Source organism: Akkermansiaceae bacterium (assembly GCA_017798145.1).
Lineage (GTDB): Bacteria > Verrucomicrobiota > Verrucomicrobiia > Verrucomicrobiales > Akkermansiaceae > Luteolibacter.
Window position 1 is genome coordinate 2,147,811 of the sequence record CP059069.1, and the last position, 18,483, is coordinate 2,166,293.

Consider the following 18,483-nt stretch of genomic DNA (forward strand, 5'->3'; position numbering starts at 1 on the left):
CTCAGTCGATGTAGGTTTGCATCCAGAGTTCGAGAATGATGAGGGAGGTGACTTTTTTGAGGGCGAGGAATTCGCCGCGCCCGGCGGCTTTGACGAGGGTTCCGATTTCCGCTGGATGGAAAAGGTTTCTTGCGCGGATGGTGGAGGGATTCAGGCAATCTTCAAGCAGCGTCTGGAACTGCGGGGAGTGGCGGAATTTCTCCAAAGGCAGGTGGAAAGGTTGTTTGGGGCGCTTGGAGGCCGGGGTGCGGGTGAGTTTTCGCCAGAGATATTTGTTGGTGCTTTTGTGGAGCTTGAGATTTTTTGGCAGGGCGAGGGTGAACTCGACGAGGCGATGATCGAGGAACGGCATCCGGTATTCGATGGAGTGAGCCATGTTGTTGCGATCCTGACGGATGATGGCCCAGTCCTGCATCCAGCTTTCGTAAAGGTGGAGGGTCTGGCGATCTAGGATGCAGGAGGCTTCGGGGATGTCGGGTTCGTGGAATACTTCGCTGATGCAGAGCCGGTTCGCCTCGGTGGGGGTGAAGAGGGTGCGGAGGCCGGAGGATTTCCGCCATGGTGTGGCGTTGGGGAAATTTTCCACGTAACCGGCGATTTTTTCGCGGCCCTCCTTGCCGAGGGATCCGGGGAAGGGGAAGAACCTGTCGAGGACGGGGAGGGGGCAGAGGCGCAGCAGGCTGGCGGTGGGTTTGAGCGCGAAGGAAGGGAGCGCGTCGAGTTTCGCGAGGTGGGCTTGGAAGGAATACCCCATCATTGATTCGTCGATGCCGTCGCCGCCGATGGCGACGCGGTAGCCGTGTTCGGCGGCGGCGGAGGCGAGTTTGTCGAAGGCTAGGATGAGGGCGTCGCCGACCGGCAGTTCCATCTGTGCGACGACCTGGCGGAGTTTCGTGAGGTCGTCCTCGTGGAGGATGACGGGGATGTGCGGGGTGTCGTTCTCTTTCGCGATCGCGGCGGCGTGGTGGATCTCGTCGGAATCCGTGCCGAACCCGGCCGTGAAGGCGGTGGTCTCGAAACCGGTTCCCCGGATCGATTCCAACAGGATGGCGGAGTCCACACCGGCGCTGAGATAGGTGGCGATTTTCTCCTCCCCATGCAGGGAGATTCCGACCGCATCGCGGGTGAGCGAGTCGAGTTTTCCGAGGGCTTCGCTTTCCGAGATGTCGAGCGTGCGAGTGACGCGCGGTTTCCACCATGCCTCGATCTTCGGTGCGGAGCCCGGCGATACCGTTAGGACATGTCCCGCAGGCAGGATGGTGATGCCCCTGAAAAGGGTTTCGGGCTCCGGGACGTAGCGGTTGACGAGGTAGCTGGGCAATGCCGCATGGTTGAGTTCGGCGGGAATCCCGGCGGCGAGGAGGGCGCGGATCTCAGAGGCGAAATGGAGGGAGCCTTGCTCCGTGTGGAGGTAGAGGGGCTTTTGTCCGCAGCGATCGCGGGCAAGGGTGAGGGTATCGCCATCGCGTATCGCGATGCTGAACATCCCGTTCAGCTTCCCAAGCATTTCCGGCCCCCATTCCTGCCATGCATGCGGGAGGATCTCGGCATCGGAGTGGGTGTGGAACTCATGGCCTAGCGCCTCCAACTCCCTGCGGATTTCCAGGTGATTGTAGATCTCGCCGTTGCAGATGGTGGCGATGGTCTTGTCGCGGTTGAAAAAGGGTTGGTGGCCGTTCGTCTTGTCAACGATGGCAAGGCGGCAGATCCCGAGGGATATGTCCCCGGCATGGTGTGCCTGAAATCCGTCGGGCCCGCGGTGCCGGATGGCCGCGCCCATGGCATGGAGGCGATCGGGATCACCGCTTTTTCCGAACCAGCCGTAAATCCCGCACATGCTGGGGGGATCTTACCTTTCCGGAAGAGAAATGCCCAGCAAGTTCAGGGTGAATACTCAGGCTCCCGGCAGCTCGATGAAGCCTTCCAGCTTCCTGATGCGGGTGGGGTGGCGCATCTTGCGGAGCGCCTTGGCCTCGATCTGGCGGATCCGTTCGCGGGTGACCTGGAACTGGCGGCCGACTTCTTCAAGTGTGCGGCTGTAGCCGTCCTTGAGGCCGAAGCGCTGCTCCAGCACCTCGCGCTCGCGCTCGGTGAGCGTGTCGAGCACGTCCTTGATCTTGTCCTTGAGCATCGAGAAACCGGCTTCCTCCATCGGGTTGTCGGCGGCCTTGTCCTCGATGAAATCACCGAAGGAGGTGTCGTCCGAATCGCCGACGGGTGCCTGGAGGGAAATCGGCTGCTGGGCCATCTTGAGGACGGCGCGGACACGCTCGACGGGAAGGTGGATTTCCTCGGCGATCTCTTCCGGGGAGGGCTCGCGGCCGTATTCCTGGACGAGCTGCTTCTGCACGCGCATCAGCTTGTTGATCGTCTCGATCATGTGGACCGGGATGCGGATGGTGCGCGCCTGGTCGGCGATGGAGCGGGTGATCGCCTGGCGGATCCACCAGGTGGCGTAGGTGGAGAATTTGTAGCCGCGGCGGTATTCGAATTTCTCGACCGCCTTCATCAGGCCCATGTTGCCTTCCTGGATGAGGTCGAGGAAGGAAAGGCCGCGGTTCGTGTATTTCTTGGCGATGGAAATGACGAGGCGGAGGTTGGCCTCGACCATCTCGGTCTTGGCCTTGAGGGCTTCTTTCATCCAGTGGCGGAGATCCTTGTAGGTAGGCTCAAAGGTCTCGTCGTTGAGCCAGCAGCGCTGCTGGATCTCGCGCATTTTGCCGATGAATTCGCTATCGGCCGGGTGCGTCTGGAGGCGGCGGGAGTATTTCCAGTACTTTTCGATGTAGTCCTCCACCTGCTCGCAGAAATCCTCGACGATCTTCTGCTTGTAGTAGAAGCGGACGTAGATGCGGTGCATCGTGCCGAGGTTTTTCTCCATGGTCTCCTCCATCTTTTTCTTGCCGCGCGGGTTTTTGCCGGCGAGTTGGCGGAAAATGTTGTCGTTCTCCTCGTGGAGGGCCTTGAGCTGGTCGCAGAGCTTGGGGAGACCCTTCATGTAGCGCTCGCGGGACTCGATTTTCTTGTCGAGGATGACGCGGTCGAAGCGCTCCTTGCCCTTGTTGAGTTTTTCGGCGAGTTCCAGGTAATGCTCGGTGATGAAGCCGAACTTGTGGAGGTTCTTGGAAACCTCGATCTCCGCATCCTCGATGCGCTTGGAAATCTCCACTTCCTGCTCGCGGGTTAGCAGCGGCACCTGGCCCATCTGCTTGAGGTACATGCGGACGGGGTCGTCCAGGATGTCGAGTTTCTGGTCTGCCTTGACATCCTCCTCGTCGCCATCGCCCTCGTCCTTTTTCTTGTCCTTGAAGCGGTCGACCTCGGAGGCGTCGATGATGTCGAACTCCATGTTGCGGAGACGCTCCATGATCGCCTCGACGTCGTCGGGATCGACGAGGTCGTTGGGCAGGATCTCGTTGATGTCGTCGTAGGTGAGGTATTCCTGCTCCTTGGCGAGCTTGATGAGCTCGCGGATCTTCTCCTGGATTTCCGGGGTGTCGATGCGGCGCTTTTCCGCGCCCTTCTTGCCCTTGGCGGGTGCGGCGGGTGTCGCGGCTGCTGGGGATTTCTCAGGAGCCTTTTCTTTCTTCGCTGCGGGCGGCTTGGCGGGTGCGGCTTCAGGCTTTTTAGCGGCTTCAGGCTTTTTAGCTGGTTCCTTTTTCGGTGCCGGTTTGGCGGGCTTGGCTTTCGGTGCGGGCTTGGCTTTCGGTGCGGGCTTGTTTGCGGGTGCGGGCTTTTTCGCCGGTGCTTTCGCAGGGACGGCCTTTTTCACGGGTGCTTTCTTCGCCGGAGCCGCTTTCGTGGCGGCTTTCGTCGTCTTTTTTGCGGCGGGATTCTTGGCGGACGGTTTGGAAGGCATGGGGATGATGGCTGCTGTGGGACGGGATATCAGGCGACAATTCACCCATTAGCTGGGCACACGCGAAAATTCGCGGGCGGGGCGGAATGAAGAGGGCAATCCCCGAAGCGTCAAGGCGATAGTTCAAAAAGAATCCGATGCGAGGCTCCGGGAGGATTAGAAACATCTAATCCGGCGGCATCCGGAATTCTAATCCCGGCGTGGCATCCTGTCGGCCTATGAAAACACTACTGATTGTCATGTCGTCCGCCGCCCTTACCCTTGGAGCCGCTTCAGCAGCAGCACCTGCAGCCCTCCCAACGAAGACCCTCGCCAACCTGGCCTCGGCGTGGCAGGGCGAATCGAATGCCAAGCTGCGCTACGAGCTCTTTGCCGAGAAGGCGGAGCAAGAGGGAGAGAAGCAGGCCGCCCGGCTGTTCCGCGCCACGTCCAAGGCCGAGGAGATCCACGCCGCGAAACACGCGAAGGCGATCAAGGCCTTGGGCGGCACCCTCCCGGAATTGGTTCGCGAGGAAGTGACCATCGGCTCCACTTCCGAGAACCTGAAGGCCTCCATCAAGGGTGAGACCTATGAAGGGCAGAAAATGTATCCCGGTTTCATCGCAACCGCGGAAGAGGAAGGCGCAACCAAGGCTGTCAAGACCTTCGACCGGGCGCTCCAGGTGGAAAACGATCACGCAATGCTCTTCGCCACCACCCTGCGCCTGATCGGCACCGGTGCCGATTCGGGGTTCGCGGTTTGTCCGGTATGCGGCCTGACCGTCGAAGACGAGGCCTTCGAGGAATGTGAGATCTGCGAGGAAGACCCCTCCGAGTTCATCGCTTTCTAACCTCCAACGCCCCTGTCCGCCATCACTCATCGGGGGTGGCGGACGCTGCGCCAACACCAAAACCTCACGGCCATGATCCCCATTCCAAACCCTCTGCACCCCGCGTTGGTGCATTTCCCTATCGTTCTTATTCTCATCGGCACCGCTGTGGCGGTGGCGGCGGTTTTCGTCCGGCGCTGGCATCTGCCATGGCTGGCGGCGGGATTGCTGCTGGGCGGAGCAGCCGGAGCCATGGCAGCCACCTGGAGCGGCGAGGAGGAGGATGAGGGGTTGGGCAAACTGTCTCCCCACGCGGAACAGGTTCTTGATGAACACGAGGAGTGGGGCGAGAGAACCCGGAATCTCGCCATAATCGCCGGCCTGCTCGCCGCCGGCGCAGTGGTGATGCTTCGCAAAAATAAGATCTCTCGGGGGCTTGGCGTCGCCGCTGCTTTGGTTGCACTGGCGGCTTCCTATGCCGTCGCCGAGACCGGTCACTACGGCGGACAGCTGGTTTACAGGCACGGCGTCGGCGTGAGCGCGTCGGGCTCATCCGCCCCTGACGCCAATCGGAGGGACGATGATTGACCACTCGCTTAGCCATGTTTCATGTGGGAGACTCCGGCCATGCGCATCCTGGTTGCCGAAGATGATAAGAAGGTTCGCAGCCACGTGGTCGGCGCACTGCGGGCTGCCGGGCATGCAGTGGACGATACGGGTGATGGCGAAGAGGCGCAGTGGCTTCTCATGGAGCATTCCTACGATGCCGCCGTGCTGGACATCATCATGCCGGGTCGCGACGGGGTGAGCGTGACCCGCGCCGTGCGCGCCGCCGGTCGCTCCACACCGATCCTGCTGGCCACCGCCCGCAGCGACATCCGGGACCGGGTGAGCGGGCTCGATGCCGGGGCGGACGACTACATCGTGAAACCCTATTCCACCGAAGAGCTTCTCGCCCGCCTGCGCGCCCTGCAGCGCCGCTCCAAGCCGGATCTCGATCCGCTGCTCCGGGTGGCGGATCTGGAGATCGATCTCCGCGCCCGGGTTGCCCGCCGGGACGGGCAGGAAATTTCCCTGACCAACCGGGAATTCTCCCTGCTGGAAGTGCTGGCCGAGGCCTCGCCGCGACCGGTCTCCAAGGCCACGCTGGTCGAGCGGGTGTGGGATCAGCACTTCGACTCCGGCACCAATGTCCTGAACGTTTACATCAACTACCTGCGGAAGAAAATTGACCGGCCCGGCTGCGTGCCGCTGCTACAGACATTGCGGGGGATCGGGTTCGCATTGAGGGAGGATGCGCCATGAATTTCCGCCTGAAAATGGTGGCCTGGTCGGTGCTTTCGATCGCCCTGATCGTCACTGGATTGTTAGGGGCGGCGCATTGGCATCTTGATGGGGAACTGCGGAAGGATGGAAGGGATCGCAGTCATGGGCGTAATCCCGAATGGGTCATCCACGGCAGCTACACGGATGCGGAGGTGCAGGATATCCTCGGCGAGCTGATGACCGTGTGGCTCTGGATCGCCGTGCCGCTCGTGCTGGCAAGCGGTGGAGTGGGATATTTCATCGCGGAGCGGTCGCTGCGTCCGGTCAGCCGCATCAACCGGGAACTCGACTCGCTCGATCCGCTGTCCTGCGCCCAAGGCGTGCAACTTCCCGAGCGCGACGCGGAGCTGGCCGCGCTGGTGCATCACATCAATGACCTGTTAGGCCGGGTGGGGAAATCCTACAGCGAGATGGCCGAGTTCTCCTCGCGGGTGGCCCACGAACTGCGGCTTCCGTTGACACTGCTCCGTCTCCGCCTGGAAGCCCTGGCACCGGAGTTGCCGCCGGAGGTTTCCGAAGACCTGCAGGAGGAAATCGGCCACCTCTCGCAACTGGTCGAACGCTCCCTGCTGATGTCGAAGGCGGAGGGCGGCACCCTTGAGCATGAGATCCAGCCGGTCGATCTCTCCGCCCTGTTGGAGGATCTTCACGACGGTTACTCCATCCTTGCCGCCGAAGCGGGACTCACCCTCCTCTGGCAACCTGATCCCGGACTGACCGTAAATTCGGATCCCGCCCTCCTGCGCCAGATCCTGCACAACCTCCTCGGCAACGCCATCCGACACGGCAAGGGCGGGATCCGCCTGGCGGCACGGCGGGTGGAAGACGACCGGCGCGTGCTGCTGGAAATCCGCAACGGGATTGCCGAAGGCGACACCTCGCTGCTCGGCACCGGCATGGGACTGCGCCTCGTGCGGGCGATCGCCGGCACACTCGCCGGCACCGCGTTCCGGACTGAGGAGAAAGAGGGGGATTTCGAGGCAAGCTTGGAGCTGCCGGGAACCGACCCGGAGACGCTTATGGGTGTTGGGGGGTATAGATCCGCCGAGCTTCAGCGCAGGCCGCGTCTTCTGCGGTGATCTCCATCCTCCCATCTGAATTTCAGGAGGCACAGGCTTCCTGAAGCAACCGCAGCCGCTCGATCGCCGCGCCGGAGGCGATCGCTTCGCGGGCGATGCCGATCGCGTCGTCCATGTGGTCGGCCAGGCCGGCGCAGGCGAGTGCGGCGGCGGCGTTGAGGAGGACGATGTCGCGCTTCGGGCCGGTTTCCTTGCCGGAAAGGATGGCTTCGAGGATGGCGGCGTTGGTTTTCGCGTCGCCGCCCTGGAGGTCTTCGAGGCGGGCTTTGCGGAAACCGAAATCCTCGGGGTTGATCTCCTCGTCCTCAATATCCTGGTAGCTGCCGGACTTGCAGATCAGGGTGGCTCCCATGATGGAGACCTCATCGACGGCGCGGTTGCCGGGTGCGGTGCCGCTGACAACCCATGCGCTTTCCCGGCCGAGCCGCTGGAGGATTTCGGCGAAGGCCGGGCAGAGAGATCGGTCGGAAACGCCGACGAGCTGGCACTCGGGGCGGGCGGGGTTGAGCAGAGGGCCGATGAGATTGAAAATGCTGCGGTGCCCGGCGGCGGCGAGCTGTTTCCTCACGCCCGCGACGGCCTTGAAGGCGGGGTGGTAGTTCGGCGCGAACAGGAAACCGACGCCCGCCTTTTCAAGGCAATGGCGGAAACCCTCCGGCGGCAGGTCGATGCGGACACCGAGCGCTTCGAGGACGTCCGCGCCGCCGCTTTTCGAGGTGATGCCGCGGTTGCCGTGCTTCACGACCACCGCCCCGGCAGCTGCGGCGATGAACATGGCGGTGGTGGAGACGTTGAAGAGGTTGAGCTGGTCGCCGCCGGTGCCGCAAACATCCAGGGTGGGTCCGCCGAGATCCAAGCCCCCGGTCATGGGATCGACCGCGTGCTCCAGGAAGGCCTCGACGAATCCCGCGATCTCTGCGGGGGTTTCACCCTTTTTCGAGAGTGCGAGCAGCAACCGGGCTTTCTTTTCATCCGGCACCGAGGTGTCCAGCAAGAGGTTCGCCGCGACTTCGATTTCGCGGCTGCCTAGTTCCTCGCGGTTTTCGAGATGTTTGATCAGGGCGTCCATATCCGGATCCTAACCACGTAGCGGGAAATCCGAAACGAAGAAATGGCGTTTTCTGAGCCCGGCGGGGATGGCTTGATTCTCACGGATACGATGCGGGGATGCTCGGATGCGGGGGACGTAGGATTGGATTGATTCGCTCAATCATAACCGCTTGGGCTGCAAAGCCTTGGTTCGGAGCGTGCCGCCCATACGCTTCTCGCTCTGAAAAAGTTGCTTTCGGTGGAAGCAGGGTGGGCTTATCCCGCTACGACTAGGAACCCATTCAAGATAGGGCGGATTATTCTACCCAACAGGGTGCCGGAGAAAATTCGGATGCTTTGCCCTAGCCAAGGCATCATTCGAATACGCCCCCCATGATCATCGAAAGAAAATATCTGATCCCCTACCGAAGGAACCCTGACACCAGAACAAGAAAGCTCCCCGAGGACATCCGCGGGGAGCTTTGGATGAATTCTGTTTTCCGAGACTAGGCCTTGCGGCGTCGAACCAGCATGAGGCTGCTCACTCCAATCAGAAGCATGATGCTGGATGATGGTTCTGGGATCGCAGTTCCTTGGAATTCGAAGCCGGAACCCAGTTTCATGTTCCCGCCGCCGATCACCCTGCCTGTGAAGGCTACCTCGCCGAGCCTGATCTCTGATTTCGAGTTCGGCGCAATCACGGTTCCGGAGAACTTCATGAAGTTTTTGTCATCGGATTTGTGCAGGTCGAAGTTGTTGTCCCCGCTGTAATACCAGATCACATTGTCAACCGCGAGGTTGTTGAGGATGAGATCCGCTTCCTTGAACTCGAAATCCTCGCTGACGCGAATGATGAACTGATCCATGCCACCCACACGACCGTTGAGCGTGAAATTTTCACCATCTAGGTCGATCTGTTTGAAATCGAGAACGGTGAGGCTCTTTGTAGAGTTGAACGAGAAGGCGCTGCTCTGCTTGTTGTAGGAATTGGTGGCTGTCAGGCCGTTCAGGTAAGTCACGTAGTTCGCAACATCAATATTCGCCTGGTTGATGGCGCTGTTAATGGATGCCGAACTCTTGATACCTCCCGAGGGATTCAAGCCGCTTCCGCCGGAGATGGTGCCGCCGGTATGGCGGAAGATCGTGCCGTCAAACGTACTGGACTCCTTCCCGGCATCCAGTTCCGCACCATTTGAAATGGCAACTTGTCCGAATAATTGGTTCGCGTCCTTGAGTTCGATTGTTCCTCCATTGAGGGCGAAGATGTCATAGTTTGCAGCTGCTCCCAAGGATTGGGCATTTGCCGATGATGCGCACAGCGCGAATATAGGAGCCACGATTAGCCCAGTGATTTTGTTTCTCATGTAGTGGGGGGGTAGGGGGGGGGGGTATTAAAACCATCAAATAAATGCCCCATCAGAACGCCGAATGCTAGCAAATCCCAATTTAATTCATTGATATTGATAATCATTAAATATCTGATAAATGCCGGAAACCCTTATGCATAAAGGGATTCAGGCCCCAATCGCTCATGCCCTAGAGTTCGATGGACAATGAATATAAATTTTAATTTTATTTTCGTAATTCTTTACCAAAATGCAGACATGACTTCGCTTGGATACCATACACTCTTAAGCGTTTTCACATTGCTCCGGCAGGTGAAGCGCAAGATCCCGGTGGCGCGTGCAGCGCATCTGTGATTTCCTGCCGTCCGGATTCCCCAACGCAAACCGCTCAAACCATGTTGTTGTTCCGAAGATCTTGAAATGAATCAATCCGGCGCAGTCCACCCCGGAAGGACAAAGTCAATCTTCGGTCGAAGTTTCCATATTTGACAGCAAGCCAGTAAACCAGCTAGCTTCCTCTCATGAAAACGACCATCGACCTACCGCCAGATCTGGTGCGGGAAATGAAACTCCGTGCCGTCCACGAAGGCCGGAAGCTCAAGGATGTCGCGGCAGATCTCCTCAAGCGCGGACTCAGAGCGGGAAACTCTAAACCAGCCTCCCTCAGCCCGAAGGATTTCCTCCTCTCCGCCCCTGCCTCCGCCCCGGAGATGACTCCTGAGCGCGTCCGCCAAATCCTAGAGGAAACCCCATGAGCTGGCTCCTTGATGTGAACATCCTTCTCGCCAGCCGCTGGCAAACCCATGCGGATCACGAGGCAGTCCGGGAATGGCTCGATGCACAACCGGAGTTCCACACCACCCCGATCGTCGAGCTCGGCTTCATGCGTGTAAGCCTCAGCCCTGCGTATTCGGCCAGTTGGAAAGATGCCCACCGTTCCCTCAGCAGCCTTCTCGACCGCCCATCCCATCTTTTCCTCCCGGACGATGTCAGCGCCACAGACTCTCCCGAATCGAGCTACAAAGACTCAACCGACGCGCATCTAGTTCGCCTCGCGGAGCGCCACGGACTAAAGCTCGCAACCCTTGACGCTGCCCTTGCTTCCAAGACCTGGGCAAAACGATGCGCAATCAATCCGATAGCAAAAGTGGAGTGATCGAACGCACTTTCAAAGACATCCCTGAAGGGAAAATCGAGGAGGTAGATCAAGAATCTTACCTGGCAAGTCTCGCCTATTCCGCAGGCATAACGTGGAAGGATCTTCTTCTTTCAAAGCGTGTATTGATCATCTCAGAGGCGGGTAGCGGAAAGACCTATGAGTGCCGCGAAAAGTGCAAGCAGCTTTGGGACACAGGAGAGCCTGCATTTCTTCTGGAACTCGCCTCACTCGCGAACAGCGACTTGCGCACGATGCTTTCTTTCGAAGAAGAAGCGCGCCTCGATCAGTGGCTCTCATCGCAGTCGGAGGTGGCTACATTTTTCCTGGATTCATATGATGAGCTAGAACTCACCCTCGGTTCATTCGAGCAAGCTCTCAAGAGGCTGGCGAAATCGATCAACGGTCAGCTAGGTCGGGCGCGAATCGTGATCACCACTCGTCCGATACCATTCGACGAACAGTTGGTGCGTAAAACCCTACCGGTTCCACCGACAAAGGAAGAAGTCGAAGTGAGCGGCGAGTCGTTTGCCAAAATCGCTCTGCACGGAACGAAGGAGAAAGCCCAAGAAATAGGAGCGGAGAAGCCAGCTTCCGATTGGAGAACAGTGGCACTCCTTCCGCTTTCCGAGAGTCAGATCTTGAAATTTGCGGAGTTCCAAGGTGTCACCGATCCGGACGAACTTCTCAAAGATCTGAAGAAGCGGAACGCCTTGGATTTTGCCAAGCGCCCTCAGGATTTGATCGAGTTGAGCGCTGACTGGCGGGATTTCAAGCGCATCCGAACCCACAAGGAGCAGGTCGCCGGAAACGTAAGAATCAAGTTAAAGCCGAGAACAGACAGGCCGGAGCCAGCCGAGCTGTCCATTGAAAAAGCGATGGATGGTGCGAGCCGGATTGCACTGGCGATGATGCTAACGCGCCGCCTTACGATCAGGCACAGTGTGGAGTCAGATCGCGGAGGTGCAGATGTTGCCTTCGACCCTGGTGTGATCCTGCCGGAATGGACGGATATGGAGGTGAAAGCCTTGCTAGAGCGTCCCCTATTCGGTTTTGCTTCATATGGACGTGTTCGTTTCCATCACCGATCGGTTGCCGAGTTCCTCGCATCTGAACGGCTGCGTTCGTTACGGGCGCAGAGCATGTCTGCCAATGCACTCAAACGGCTGATTTTTATCGAGACGAAGGGAAAAATGATAGTTCGCCACTCGAAAAGAGCGATTGCTGGCTGGCTCGCTCTTTCGGAACCGATGGTTTTCGAAATCCTGAAGGAAAATGAGCCCGAGATATTATTCAACGAAGGCGATCCTGAATCGTTAACCGCATTACAGCGAACCCAAGCTTTGGGCACGTTCGTCAATCGCTATTGCAGAGGTGGATGGCGTGGTCTCAACATTCCCGGCATACAAATACACCGCTTTGCTTCTGCCGACCTCGCGGGAGAGATCAACCACTTGTGGCAGGAAGGGATAGAGAATTCTGAGATTCGAGAAATCCTGCTACAGCTGATTGAGTTGGGTCAGATTGCGGATTGCTCCGATATCGCATACGAATGTGCAGCCGATCCGAAATGTGAAACCGGGGAACGCTTGGCGGGAATTAACGCATTAGCTGCGCTAAATGATGCAAGGCTTGCAGATTTGGTGGCAAAAATAGCTGACGGTTCATCCGGTTGGTCCGAGAGGTTTGCAAGGATTGCGGTAATCCGGCTCTTTCCTGCGAATATGAGCGTCGCTCAGATGTTCAAAATCCTCCCACGGATGAAATCGGCGGAGGGACGGATAGGTGACCTCAGTTGGCACCTTCCCCGGGTGATTTCGGAAACCGATTGGCAACCTGGTGAGTTGGAGTCGATACGGGATGGCTTGGACGAATTGATCTCCGAAGATTTCCGCTGGGAGGAAACTTGGCCTCACTACTTTTCGAGTAGATCCCACCTGAGTGGACTTCTCGCAGCAGCCTGCCTGAGAGGGCTAAGGGGCGAAGTGACGACCGAATGGTTACTAGCAAGTGTCAAAGCTCTTTCCCTGGCAAATCACCATGATCCACACAAAGAGGTGTTTCCAGAGCTGACGAAAGCCTTGAACAGTCTCCCAGCGGATCAGAGCTGTAAGTTATTCTGGGAAACGGATGCCTTTTTCCAATCTCTTCATTCCCGTAGTCTGCCTTGGGAGCGATTTTCTGCTACGCGACTACGATGGACTATTCATATAAACCAGGAAAGAGATCTCGTTTGGATAGATCGAAGTTTGTCAGACATCAATCGCCCCAATGATGAACGTGCGGTGGTTCTGGAGGCCGCGTTGCGATTGGGAAGAGGTGGAGATGAATTATCCCGTCGAACAAGTGAGCTTAAGTCATATGTAAAAGACCTCCCCGAGCTTTGCGATAGGATCGATGAGTGGTTCATAAAAGCGACGGCGCATACCGAACCCGAAGAATGGGAAATCGAACAAGAAAAATGGGATAGGGAAGCCGAGGAGCAAGAAGCCAAAGATCTCGCGAGCTGGCAGGAATTCTGGAAATCGGTTTCAGAAGACCATGAGAACGCATTTTCCGACGGAAAAGCGGGCAATACAGCATACAACTTGTGGCACGCCATGAGCCGAGCTGGCAGCAGGGGAAGGGAATCCGGCTGGAACCGCCAATTCATCCAACAGTTTCTCGGAAAGGAGGTAGCCGACCGTCTAAGAAAGGCATTGATGAGCGAATGGCGCAAATATTTGCCCACCCTCAAGAGCGAACGGCCAGAAGATGCGAAGGGAACCTACCTTGTAATCTGGGAACTTGGGCTCGCGGGGATTTATGCCGAGTCCGAAGATCCCGAATGGGCAAAGAAAATTTCCGGCGAAGAAGCGCGCTTGGCAGCGCGGTATGCTACGATTGAACTCAACAGCTTGCCTAGTTGGATGGACGCTTTGGTGAAAGAGCATGTAGCCGAAGTCGAAGGAGTAATTGGGGGTGAATTGGCTACAGAACTCAGCGAAAAGACGGCGGCGCACTTCCATTCCATGCTGCTTCAGAACATCGGCCATTCAAGTGATGTAGTGATTTCGATCTTCCTGCCTCGGATCCGAGCATGGCTTGATGCACGGCCATCTCATTTGCCGGAGACTGAAATTGAAAAAGGTGAGATCGAGCGATTGAGGCAAGTAACCGAATTCTTAGCGAAACACGGTGATGTCGAAACGATATCGCATCTCTGTGAAACGGCTCGAAAGCAGGTGGGAAGCGACCTCGTCAGTCCGTTTTCAAGGGTCTGGCTGCCGCTACTCATCCAGCTCGACGCGGCAGCAGGAGTGGACGCTTTGGCAAGGCGAGTTGAATCGGTCTCGCCGAGCCAGCGCAGCGAAGCCGTATTATTGATTGGGGCACTTTTCGGAGACCGCCGGGAAGGAATCGGTATCACCAAATCAAACTTCACTCCGAAGATCCTTCTGCAGTTGATGCGTTTGATCTACCAGCACGTCCGGCCAGAAGATGACGTCCATCATGTCGGTGCTTATTCTCCAGACGAAAGGGACAATGCCGAGCAAGGGCGAAACAACATCGTGAACGCTCTTCTATCCTCGAAAGGAGAGGATGGTTGGGCAATCAAACTGGAAATGGCAGCAGACCCACTCTGCGCTCACTTCAAGGATCGTATCGTAGCCATGGCCGAGGAAAGCTGGGCGGAAGAAATCGATGCGGATGCTTTCAACGACCAACAAGCTGTCGAACTCGATAAGACCGGTGAGGCTCCGCCCGCCACCAACGAAGCGATGTTCTCCATGATGGTGGATCGGCTTAGCGATCTGGACGAAATCCTCTTGCTGCCCGACTCACCGCGAGAGGCTTGGGCAGGGATCACACAGGAAAGAATCATGCGCCGAGAAATCGCCCGAACACTTTCCAACTTAGCGAATGGGAAATACAAGATCGACCAAGAAGCCGTCACCGCCGACGAAAAGGAAACGGACATTCGCTTAAGTTCGAAAGTTTCAGAGCACGTGGCGGTCATTGAACTCAAGTTGGCCAATACCGGGCGCACAGCGAAAGATTTGTTGTCGTCTCTGGAAGAACAACTTGTAAAAAAATACATGGCCTCTGAGACGAGTCGGTCGGGCTGCCTCTTGATCACATTGGCCAAAGAACGGGAATGGGAGCATCCCACCGATGGATCGATGATCAATTTCTCGCAACTGGTCGAACTCCTCAAAACTGAAGCGGAACGGATTACCTCAAAACTCGGAGGTGCGCTTCGCTTGCATGTTCACGCTTTGGATCTCCGGCCTCGGCTGCCAAAGGAATCGGCGAAGAAAAAATAGGCGGTTTCACATTGCTCCGGCAGGTGAAGCGCAAGATCCCGGTGGCGCGTGCAGCGCATCTGTGTTTTCCTGCCGTCCGGATCCCCCAACGCAAAACACCCAAACCAAGCCGACATCCATGCAGCCCGAAGACTTCACCAAAATCGAATCCATCTTCGTCCGTCACCGCAATTGCCTGCTGGTTCGCGGGCAGTTCACCGGGATCTACACGGATCATTACATCCATCTCATGGAAAACGGGATCCGCTATCCGGCGGAGCTTGACCAGATGCTCAAGGACGCGTTGGCCATGCTCACGCTGCACCTGACTGCTCGGCCATGGAACGAGACGATCGCATGGACGGCGAACCTCCGCGCACCCCGTATCAACCTTTTCGTCACCGGCTCCTCCAACGAGGCCTATGTGACAGGCAGGATATTCACCGAGGACATCCGGGAGCCCGACAGGAATTTCTTCTATTCCCAGACCACCGCGCCGACATCGCCGGAGCCCAGCCTATCGACCATGGAGATCGATGGCCGCGACCCGGTCGCATGGATTTCGCAATTCTACGCGCAATCCGAACAGCGCCCGGCGCGGGCCTTCCGACTGCCGGACGAGAATTTCGCGCTGATCGCCGCCCAGCCGGATGCCGATCTCGGGTGGCTGGAATCGCTCAATGGGGAACAGGTTGCGGAAATCACCGGAACTGAGGAAACCAACCTCCTAGAGACGCGCCCGTTCCGTTTCCACTGCGGCTGCACGGTCGAACGGATTCTCCCGATACTCGGCGGCTGGCGGGAAAGGAAGGACGAGCTTTTCCATGGGGAGGAATCCATCACCGTCCAGTGCCCGCGCTGCGCCGCCAGCTACCTCATCACTCAGGACATGATCTGAGTCTGACAGCGGCGCACCGGTACAGGGCCATCTCGCCAGATTCCTTGACATCTCCGGCAGCAAGCATCCAATGGTTGGAACCAAAGCGTTAAGGACATGAAAACAAACAGCATTATGATTGGGGTTGGCGCAGTCGCGCTCCTAGGTGCGGGGGTCTTCCTCGGCGGAGCCCTGAAGTCCGATGGCGATGCCGACATTCCGCCATCAACGGGTTCAAACGGCGTTGCCCCTGGCACTCAAAACCCCGGCAAATCCAGCCTCACCTCCCGCGATCCCGTGGCGACGAAATCATCGAACTCCCGTGAATCCTCATGGGCGAAGCTTTCGGAAAAATATGGGGATAGCCGCACCAAGCTCTCCAAGAAAGTCACCGAAGACATTTCCAAAATGATGGGCGATGCGATGGATCTCGTCGACATGGGCAGCAAGCTCGCTGGCGGCGAGTCCGCCGCGGGGATGGCATCTCAGCAGGCGGTCGGCGCCCTTTCCCGGGAGCTGGACCTAACCGATGAGCAGAAGGAAAAGGCCAGGGAGATCGTCACGAAACGGGTCTCCGAGCGCCTGGATGCCGTCAGGGAACTGAGCTCTGCGATGAACGACGATCCCTCCGCCATGATGGAGGCGATCCTTGCGGGCGACGCCTTCTCAAGGGGCGAGATCACGGAGGACGAATACCAGGGCATAACAGCCGATACCACCGCCATGCTCGGTAACATCGCCGGCTTCGGGATGGGCGGAATGGGCGGCCGGGGGGGGGTCTCGCAGTTTTCCGATCCCCTGCTCACCGCCGAGCTGATGCCCATCCTCGATCCGGCGCAGCAACAGAAAATCGCGGAGCTCTCCGCCAAGGCGCAGGCAAGCTCAGGGCAAGGCAACACCGGTGGCATGCCCTTCCAGAACGGCACGCTTCCTGTCATGGATCTTGAAAGGCTCGATGCCTCCGTCCAGTCCACAAAAAAGCTGACAAGCGGTCTCAGGGCGATGATGGAGGGCTTCGGCGAGCTCCAGAACGCACAGCCGCCTGCGGGCGAGTGAGTGGCCGGACTCCCCTTCCCCCAAGCTCAATCCGTCAGGTAAAAATCGATGGTCGTCACCACGCGGACTTCCTTGGTGAGGCTGCTGGAGCCATTCCCTGAACCGGCATCCTCGACGGTGAATCCCCCTTGGTAGGCGCTGCGTATCTTGCCAACCTTGGCACCTGCGTTCTGGGCGAATTCGGAGGCGGCGATGCGGGCGTTACGGGCGGCCTCCTTGAGCATCGCGGGCTTGATTTCGTTGATCCCGGTGAAGTCGTATTTCGGGGTGAAGTTGGTTATGTTCATGCCCTGTGAGAGCAGCTTGTTGACCTCGGAGCGGGCGGGATCGACGAGTTCCACGCGCGGAGTGGATACGGAGATGGAGCCTCCGATGCTGTGCGTTTCCTCCACCAGGTTCTGGTTCTCATCGCGGTATTCCCTCATGCTGTGGGTGAGGATCTCAGCGCGGACTTCGCCCTCGTTGAAGCCGGCCTCCCTGAGGATGGCGACGATCTGTTTCTGCTGGGCTTCCGCCTGGGCGTAGAGCTCCGGGATCTCGCTCTTGGATTTCCCGGAAACGGTGAGACCTATCGTCCAGTCCGCCCGGTCGGCGATGACGGTGCGCTCGGCGAGGCCTTTCGCCTGCGCCGTGTTCACCGCGACCTTGGCGTTGTAGAGCGTCTGGCTGGCGAAGTATCCGGCGGCGGCGATGCCCGCGGATACGATGAGGGCAACCGCGATGTTGCTGCGGCCTGAGCAGGATGGGTTCATGTTGGTTCCATGCTGACCGGGACTTGGGCGGAGTCAATGATTCACCGAAAATCCTGTCTCACATGGCGGCGCGGAGAACGAAGGATTGGGATGCTTGGCTTTCACGATGCTCCATGGATGGCCACGAAGACGATTTCCTTGGAACTGGACGCCTGTGGGCGTCTGCGGGGCGGAAAAAAGACTCCTCTTCGGACGCCCTCCTGCGTGAACCGGTCACTCCCCTTACGGGGCGGCGCCGAATTCGAATACGAGTGCGGCATCATAGCTAAGAGTTTTCGAATTCGTGCTGCTCCCCTCACCTTCCACCGTGAAGAAGCCCGCGTAGTCCGATTCGATGGTTTTGCTGGCGGTGATCTCAACCTCCGGGGTCAGGGAGACGCTGGTCTTGGCTTTCCCACGGGGATTCTCGTAGAGATGGTATTGTTCCCGATAGGTCTTCTTGGAACCCACTTTCCCCACACAGGAAACAGGGAATTCGAACGATTTATCCGATCCGTAGGGTGCCAGCTCGACGGTGGGGGTTTCATCGATTTTTGCAGACATGAAACGGGTCATGTTGTTATCGCCCGTGTGGCACGCATCCCACTCCCAGTCCAGTTCGGGTGCTCCTTCAGCGATGTTTTCCCGGTAGGTGAAATTCCCATGCACGGTGATACCCGCGAGGTCTCCGCTCTCCGCCATGCCATCGGCCAGCCCGGTGAAAGCCAGGAATCCGGCGCTGACCTTGTCCTCGGTGACAACAATGGAGAAACGGGCGGTTTTTTCCAGATCGAGGATGGGGTCAGCCGTTGGATCTTCCGCACCGCAGGACGCGGAGAAAACCAGGCAGGCCAATAGCACGGGCATACGATAGGGTGACATTTTGGGAATGCTCCCTGGGTTTCCTTGGAAGTCGGGTCGTAGGCAGC

Annotated in this window: 15 protein-coding genes; 9 read left to right on the top strand and 6 right to left on the bottom strand. The window is 58.2% G+C overall.

The annotated features are described in order from the left end of the window. Position 1: 1 nt before the first annotated feature. Together asnB and rpoD are read right to left on the bottom strand one after the other, a co-directional pair. A complete protein-coding gene (gene asnB / locus HZ994_09075; GenBank protein ID QTN32475.1) occupies positions 2 to 1,837 on the bottom strand; it encodes an asparagine synthase (glutamine-hydrolyzing) in 1,836 nt (611 codons plus the stop codon). A gap of 57 nt (positions 1,838 to 1,894) precedes the next feature. After that, positions 1,895 to 3,859 carry an RNA polymerase sigma factor RpoD gene (rpoD, locus tag HZ994_09080; protein ID QTN32476.1) on the bottom strand — a complete coding sequence of 655 codons (1,965 nt, stop codon included), beginning with the start codon at positions 3,857 to 3,859 and terminating at the stop codon, positions 1,895 to 1,897. Between the two features lie 239 nt (positions 3,860 to 4,098). Between rpoD and HZ994_09085 the strand changes: the two genes are divergently transcribed. From HZ994_09085 to HZ994_09100, 4 genes are all read left to right on the top strand, one after another. Then, the gene (locus tag HZ994_09085; protein QTN34356.1) at positions 4,099 to 4,689 is read left to right on the top strand and encodes a hypothetical protein; all 591 of its coding nucleotides are present in this window, start codon (positions 4,099 to 4,101) and stop codon (positions 4,687 to 4,689) included. Between the two features lie 72 nt (positions 4,690 to 4,761). Continuing rightward, positions 4,762 to 5,256, top strand: coding sequence for a hypothetical protein (locus tag HZ994_09090; GenBank protein ID QTN32477.1), 495 nt, complete (start codon positions 4,762 to 4,764; stop codon positions 5,254 to 5,256). 39 nt (positions 5,257 to 5,295) lie between these two features. Continuing rightward, positions 5,296 to 5,973: a response regulator transcription factor gene (locus tag HZ994_09095; protein ID QTN34357.1), complete on the top strand. Its 678-nt coding sequence runs from the start codon at positions 5,296 to 5,298 to the stop codon at positions 5,971 to 5,973. Next, positions 5,970 to 7,073 carry a HAMP domain-containing histidine kinase gene (locus tag HZ994_09100; protein ID QTN32478.1) on the top strand — a complete coding sequence of 368 codons (1,104 nt, stop codon included), beginning with the start codon at positions 5,970 to 5,972 and terminating at the stop codon, positions 7,071 to 7,073. Before HZ994_09095 ends, HZ994_09100 begins: the two co-directional genes overlap by 4 nt. A gap of 22 nt (positions 7,074 to 7,095) precedes the next feature. Here the strand turns inward: HZ994_09100 and trpD are convergent, their stop codons facing one another. Together trpD and HZ994_09110 are read right to left on the bottom strand one after the other, a co-directional pair. Continuing rightward, complete coding sequence (gene trpD / locus HZ994_09105; GenBank protein QTN32479.1) at positions 7,096 to 8,142, bottom strand: anthranilate phosphoribosyltransferase; 1,047 nt, start codon at positions 8,140 to 8,142, stop codon at positions 7,096 to 7,098. Between the two features lie 466 nt (positions 8,143 to 8,608). Beyond that, a complete protein-coding gene (locus tag HZ994_09110) occupies positions 8,609 to 9,466 on the bottom strand; it encodes a PEP-CTERM sorting domain-containing protein (GenBank protein ID QTN32480.1) in 858 nt (285 codons plus the stop codon). A 503-nt stretch (positions 9,467 to 9,969) separates the two neighbouring features. Here HZ994_09110 and HZ994_09115 point away from each other — a divergent pair. From HZ994_09115 to HZ994_09135, 5 genes are all read left to right on the top strand, one after another. Further along, the gene (locus HZ994_09115) at positions 9,970 to 10,203 is read left to right on the top strand and encodes an antitoxin (GenBank protein ID QTN32481.1); all 234 of its coding nucleotides are present in this window, start codon (positions 9,970 to 9,972) and stop codon (positions 10,201 to 10,203) included. Next, positions 10,200 to 10,604, top strand: coding sequence for a PIN domain-containing protein (locus tag HZ994_09120; GenBank protein QTN32482.1), 405 nt, complete (start codon positions 10,200 to 10,202; stop codon positions 10,602 to 10,604). Before HZ994_09115 ends, HZ994_09120 begins: the two co-directional genes overlap by 4 nt. Next, on the top strand, positions 10,601 to 14,911 hold the full coding sequence (locus tag HZ994_09125) for an ATP-binding protein (GenBank protein QTN32483.1): 4,311 nt from the start codon (positions 10,601 to 10,603) through the stop codon (positions 14,909 to 14,911). The genes HZ994_09120 and HZ994_09125 overlap by 4 nt, the downstream gene beginning before the upstream one ends. 229 nt (positions 14,912 to 15,140) lie before the next feature. Further along, positions 15,141 to 15,788: an Hsp33 family molecular chaperone HslO gene (locus tag HZ994_09130; GenBank protein ID QTN34358.1), complete on the top strand. Its 648-nt coding sequence runs from the start codon at positions 15,141 to 15,143 to the stop codon at positions 15,786 to 15,788. Between the two features lie 96 nt (positions 15,789 to 15,884). Next, a complete protein-coding gene (locus tag HZ994_09135; GenBank protein QTN32484.1) occupies positions 15,885 to 16,823 on the top strand; it encodes a hypothetical protein in 939 nt (312 codons plus the stop codon). Between the two features lie 26 nt (positions 16,824 to 16,849). On the opposite strand, the gene HZ994_09140 is transcribed toward HZ994_09135, so the two are convergent. Together HZ994_09140 and HZ994_09145 are read right to left on the bottom strand one after the other, a co-directional pair. After that, on the bottom strand, positions 16,850 to 17,575 hold the full coding sequence (locus HZ994_09140) for an SIMPL domain-containing protein (GenBank protein ID QTN32485.1): 726 nt from the start codon (positions 17,573 to 17,575) through the stop codon (positions 16,850 to 16,852). Between the two features lie 222 nt (positions 17,576 to 17,797). Next, positions 17,798 to 18,436, bottom strand: a complete 639-nt coding sequence (locus tag HZ994_09145; GenBank protein QTN32486.1) for a hypothetical protein — start codon at positions 18,434 to 18,436, stop codon at positions 17,798 to 17,800. Positions 18,437 to 18,483: the final 47 nt, after the last annotated feature.

Coding starts and splice junctions, on each gene's coding strand:
- asnB (QTN32475.1), bottom strand. CDS start 1,837: ATGTGCGGGATTTACGGCTGGTTCGGAAAAAGCGGTGATCCCGATCGC.
- rpoD (QTN32476.1), bottom strand. CDS start 3,859: ATGCCTTCCAAACCGTCCGCCAAGAATCCCGCCGCAAAAAAGACGACG.
- HZ994_09085 (QTN34356.1), top strand. CDS start 4,099: ATGTCGTCCGCCGCCCTTACCCTTGGAGCCGCTTCAGCAGCAGCACCT.
- HZ994_09090 (QTN32477.1), top strand. CDS start 4,762: ATGATCCCCATTCCAAACCCTCTGCACCCCGCGTTGGTGCATTTCCCT.
- HZ994_09095 (QTN34357.1), top strand. CDS start 5,296: ATGCGCATCCTGGTTGCCGAAGATGATAAGAAGGTTCGCAGCCACGTG.
- HZ994_09100 (QTN32478.1), top strand. CDS start 5,970: ATGAATTTCCGCCTGAAAATGGTGGCCTGGTCGGTGCTTTCGATCGCC.
- trpD (QTN32479.1), bottom strand. CDS start 8,142: ATGGACGCCCTGATCAAACATCTCGAAAACCGCGAGGAACTAGGCAGC.
- HZ994_09110 (QTN32480.1), bottom strand. CDS start 9,466: ATGAGAAACAAAATCACTGGGCTAATCGTGGCTCCTATATTCGCGCTG.
- HZ994_09115 (QTN32481.1), top strand. CDS start 9,970: ATGAAAACGACCATCGACCTACCGCCAGATCTGGTGCGGGAAATGAAA.
- HZ994_09120 (QTN32482.1), top strand. CDS start 10,200: ATGAGCTGGCTCCTTGATGTGAACATCCTTCTCGCCAGCCGCTGGCAA.
- HZ994_09130 (QTN34358.1), top strand. CDS start 15,141: ATGGAAAACGGGATCCGCTATCCGGCGGAGCTTGACCAGATGCTCAAG.
- HZ994_09135 (QTN32484.1), top strand. CDS start 15,885: ATGAAAACAAACAGCATTATGATTGGGGTTGGCGCAGTCGCGCTCCTA.
- HZ994_09140 (QTN32485.1), bottom strand. CDS start 17,575: ATGAACCCATCCTGCTCAGGCCGCAGCAACATCGCGGTTGCCCTCATC.
- HZ994_09145 (QTN32486.1), bottom strand. CDS start 18,436: ATGTCACCCTATCGTATGCCCGTGCTATTGGCCTGCCTGGTTTTCTCC.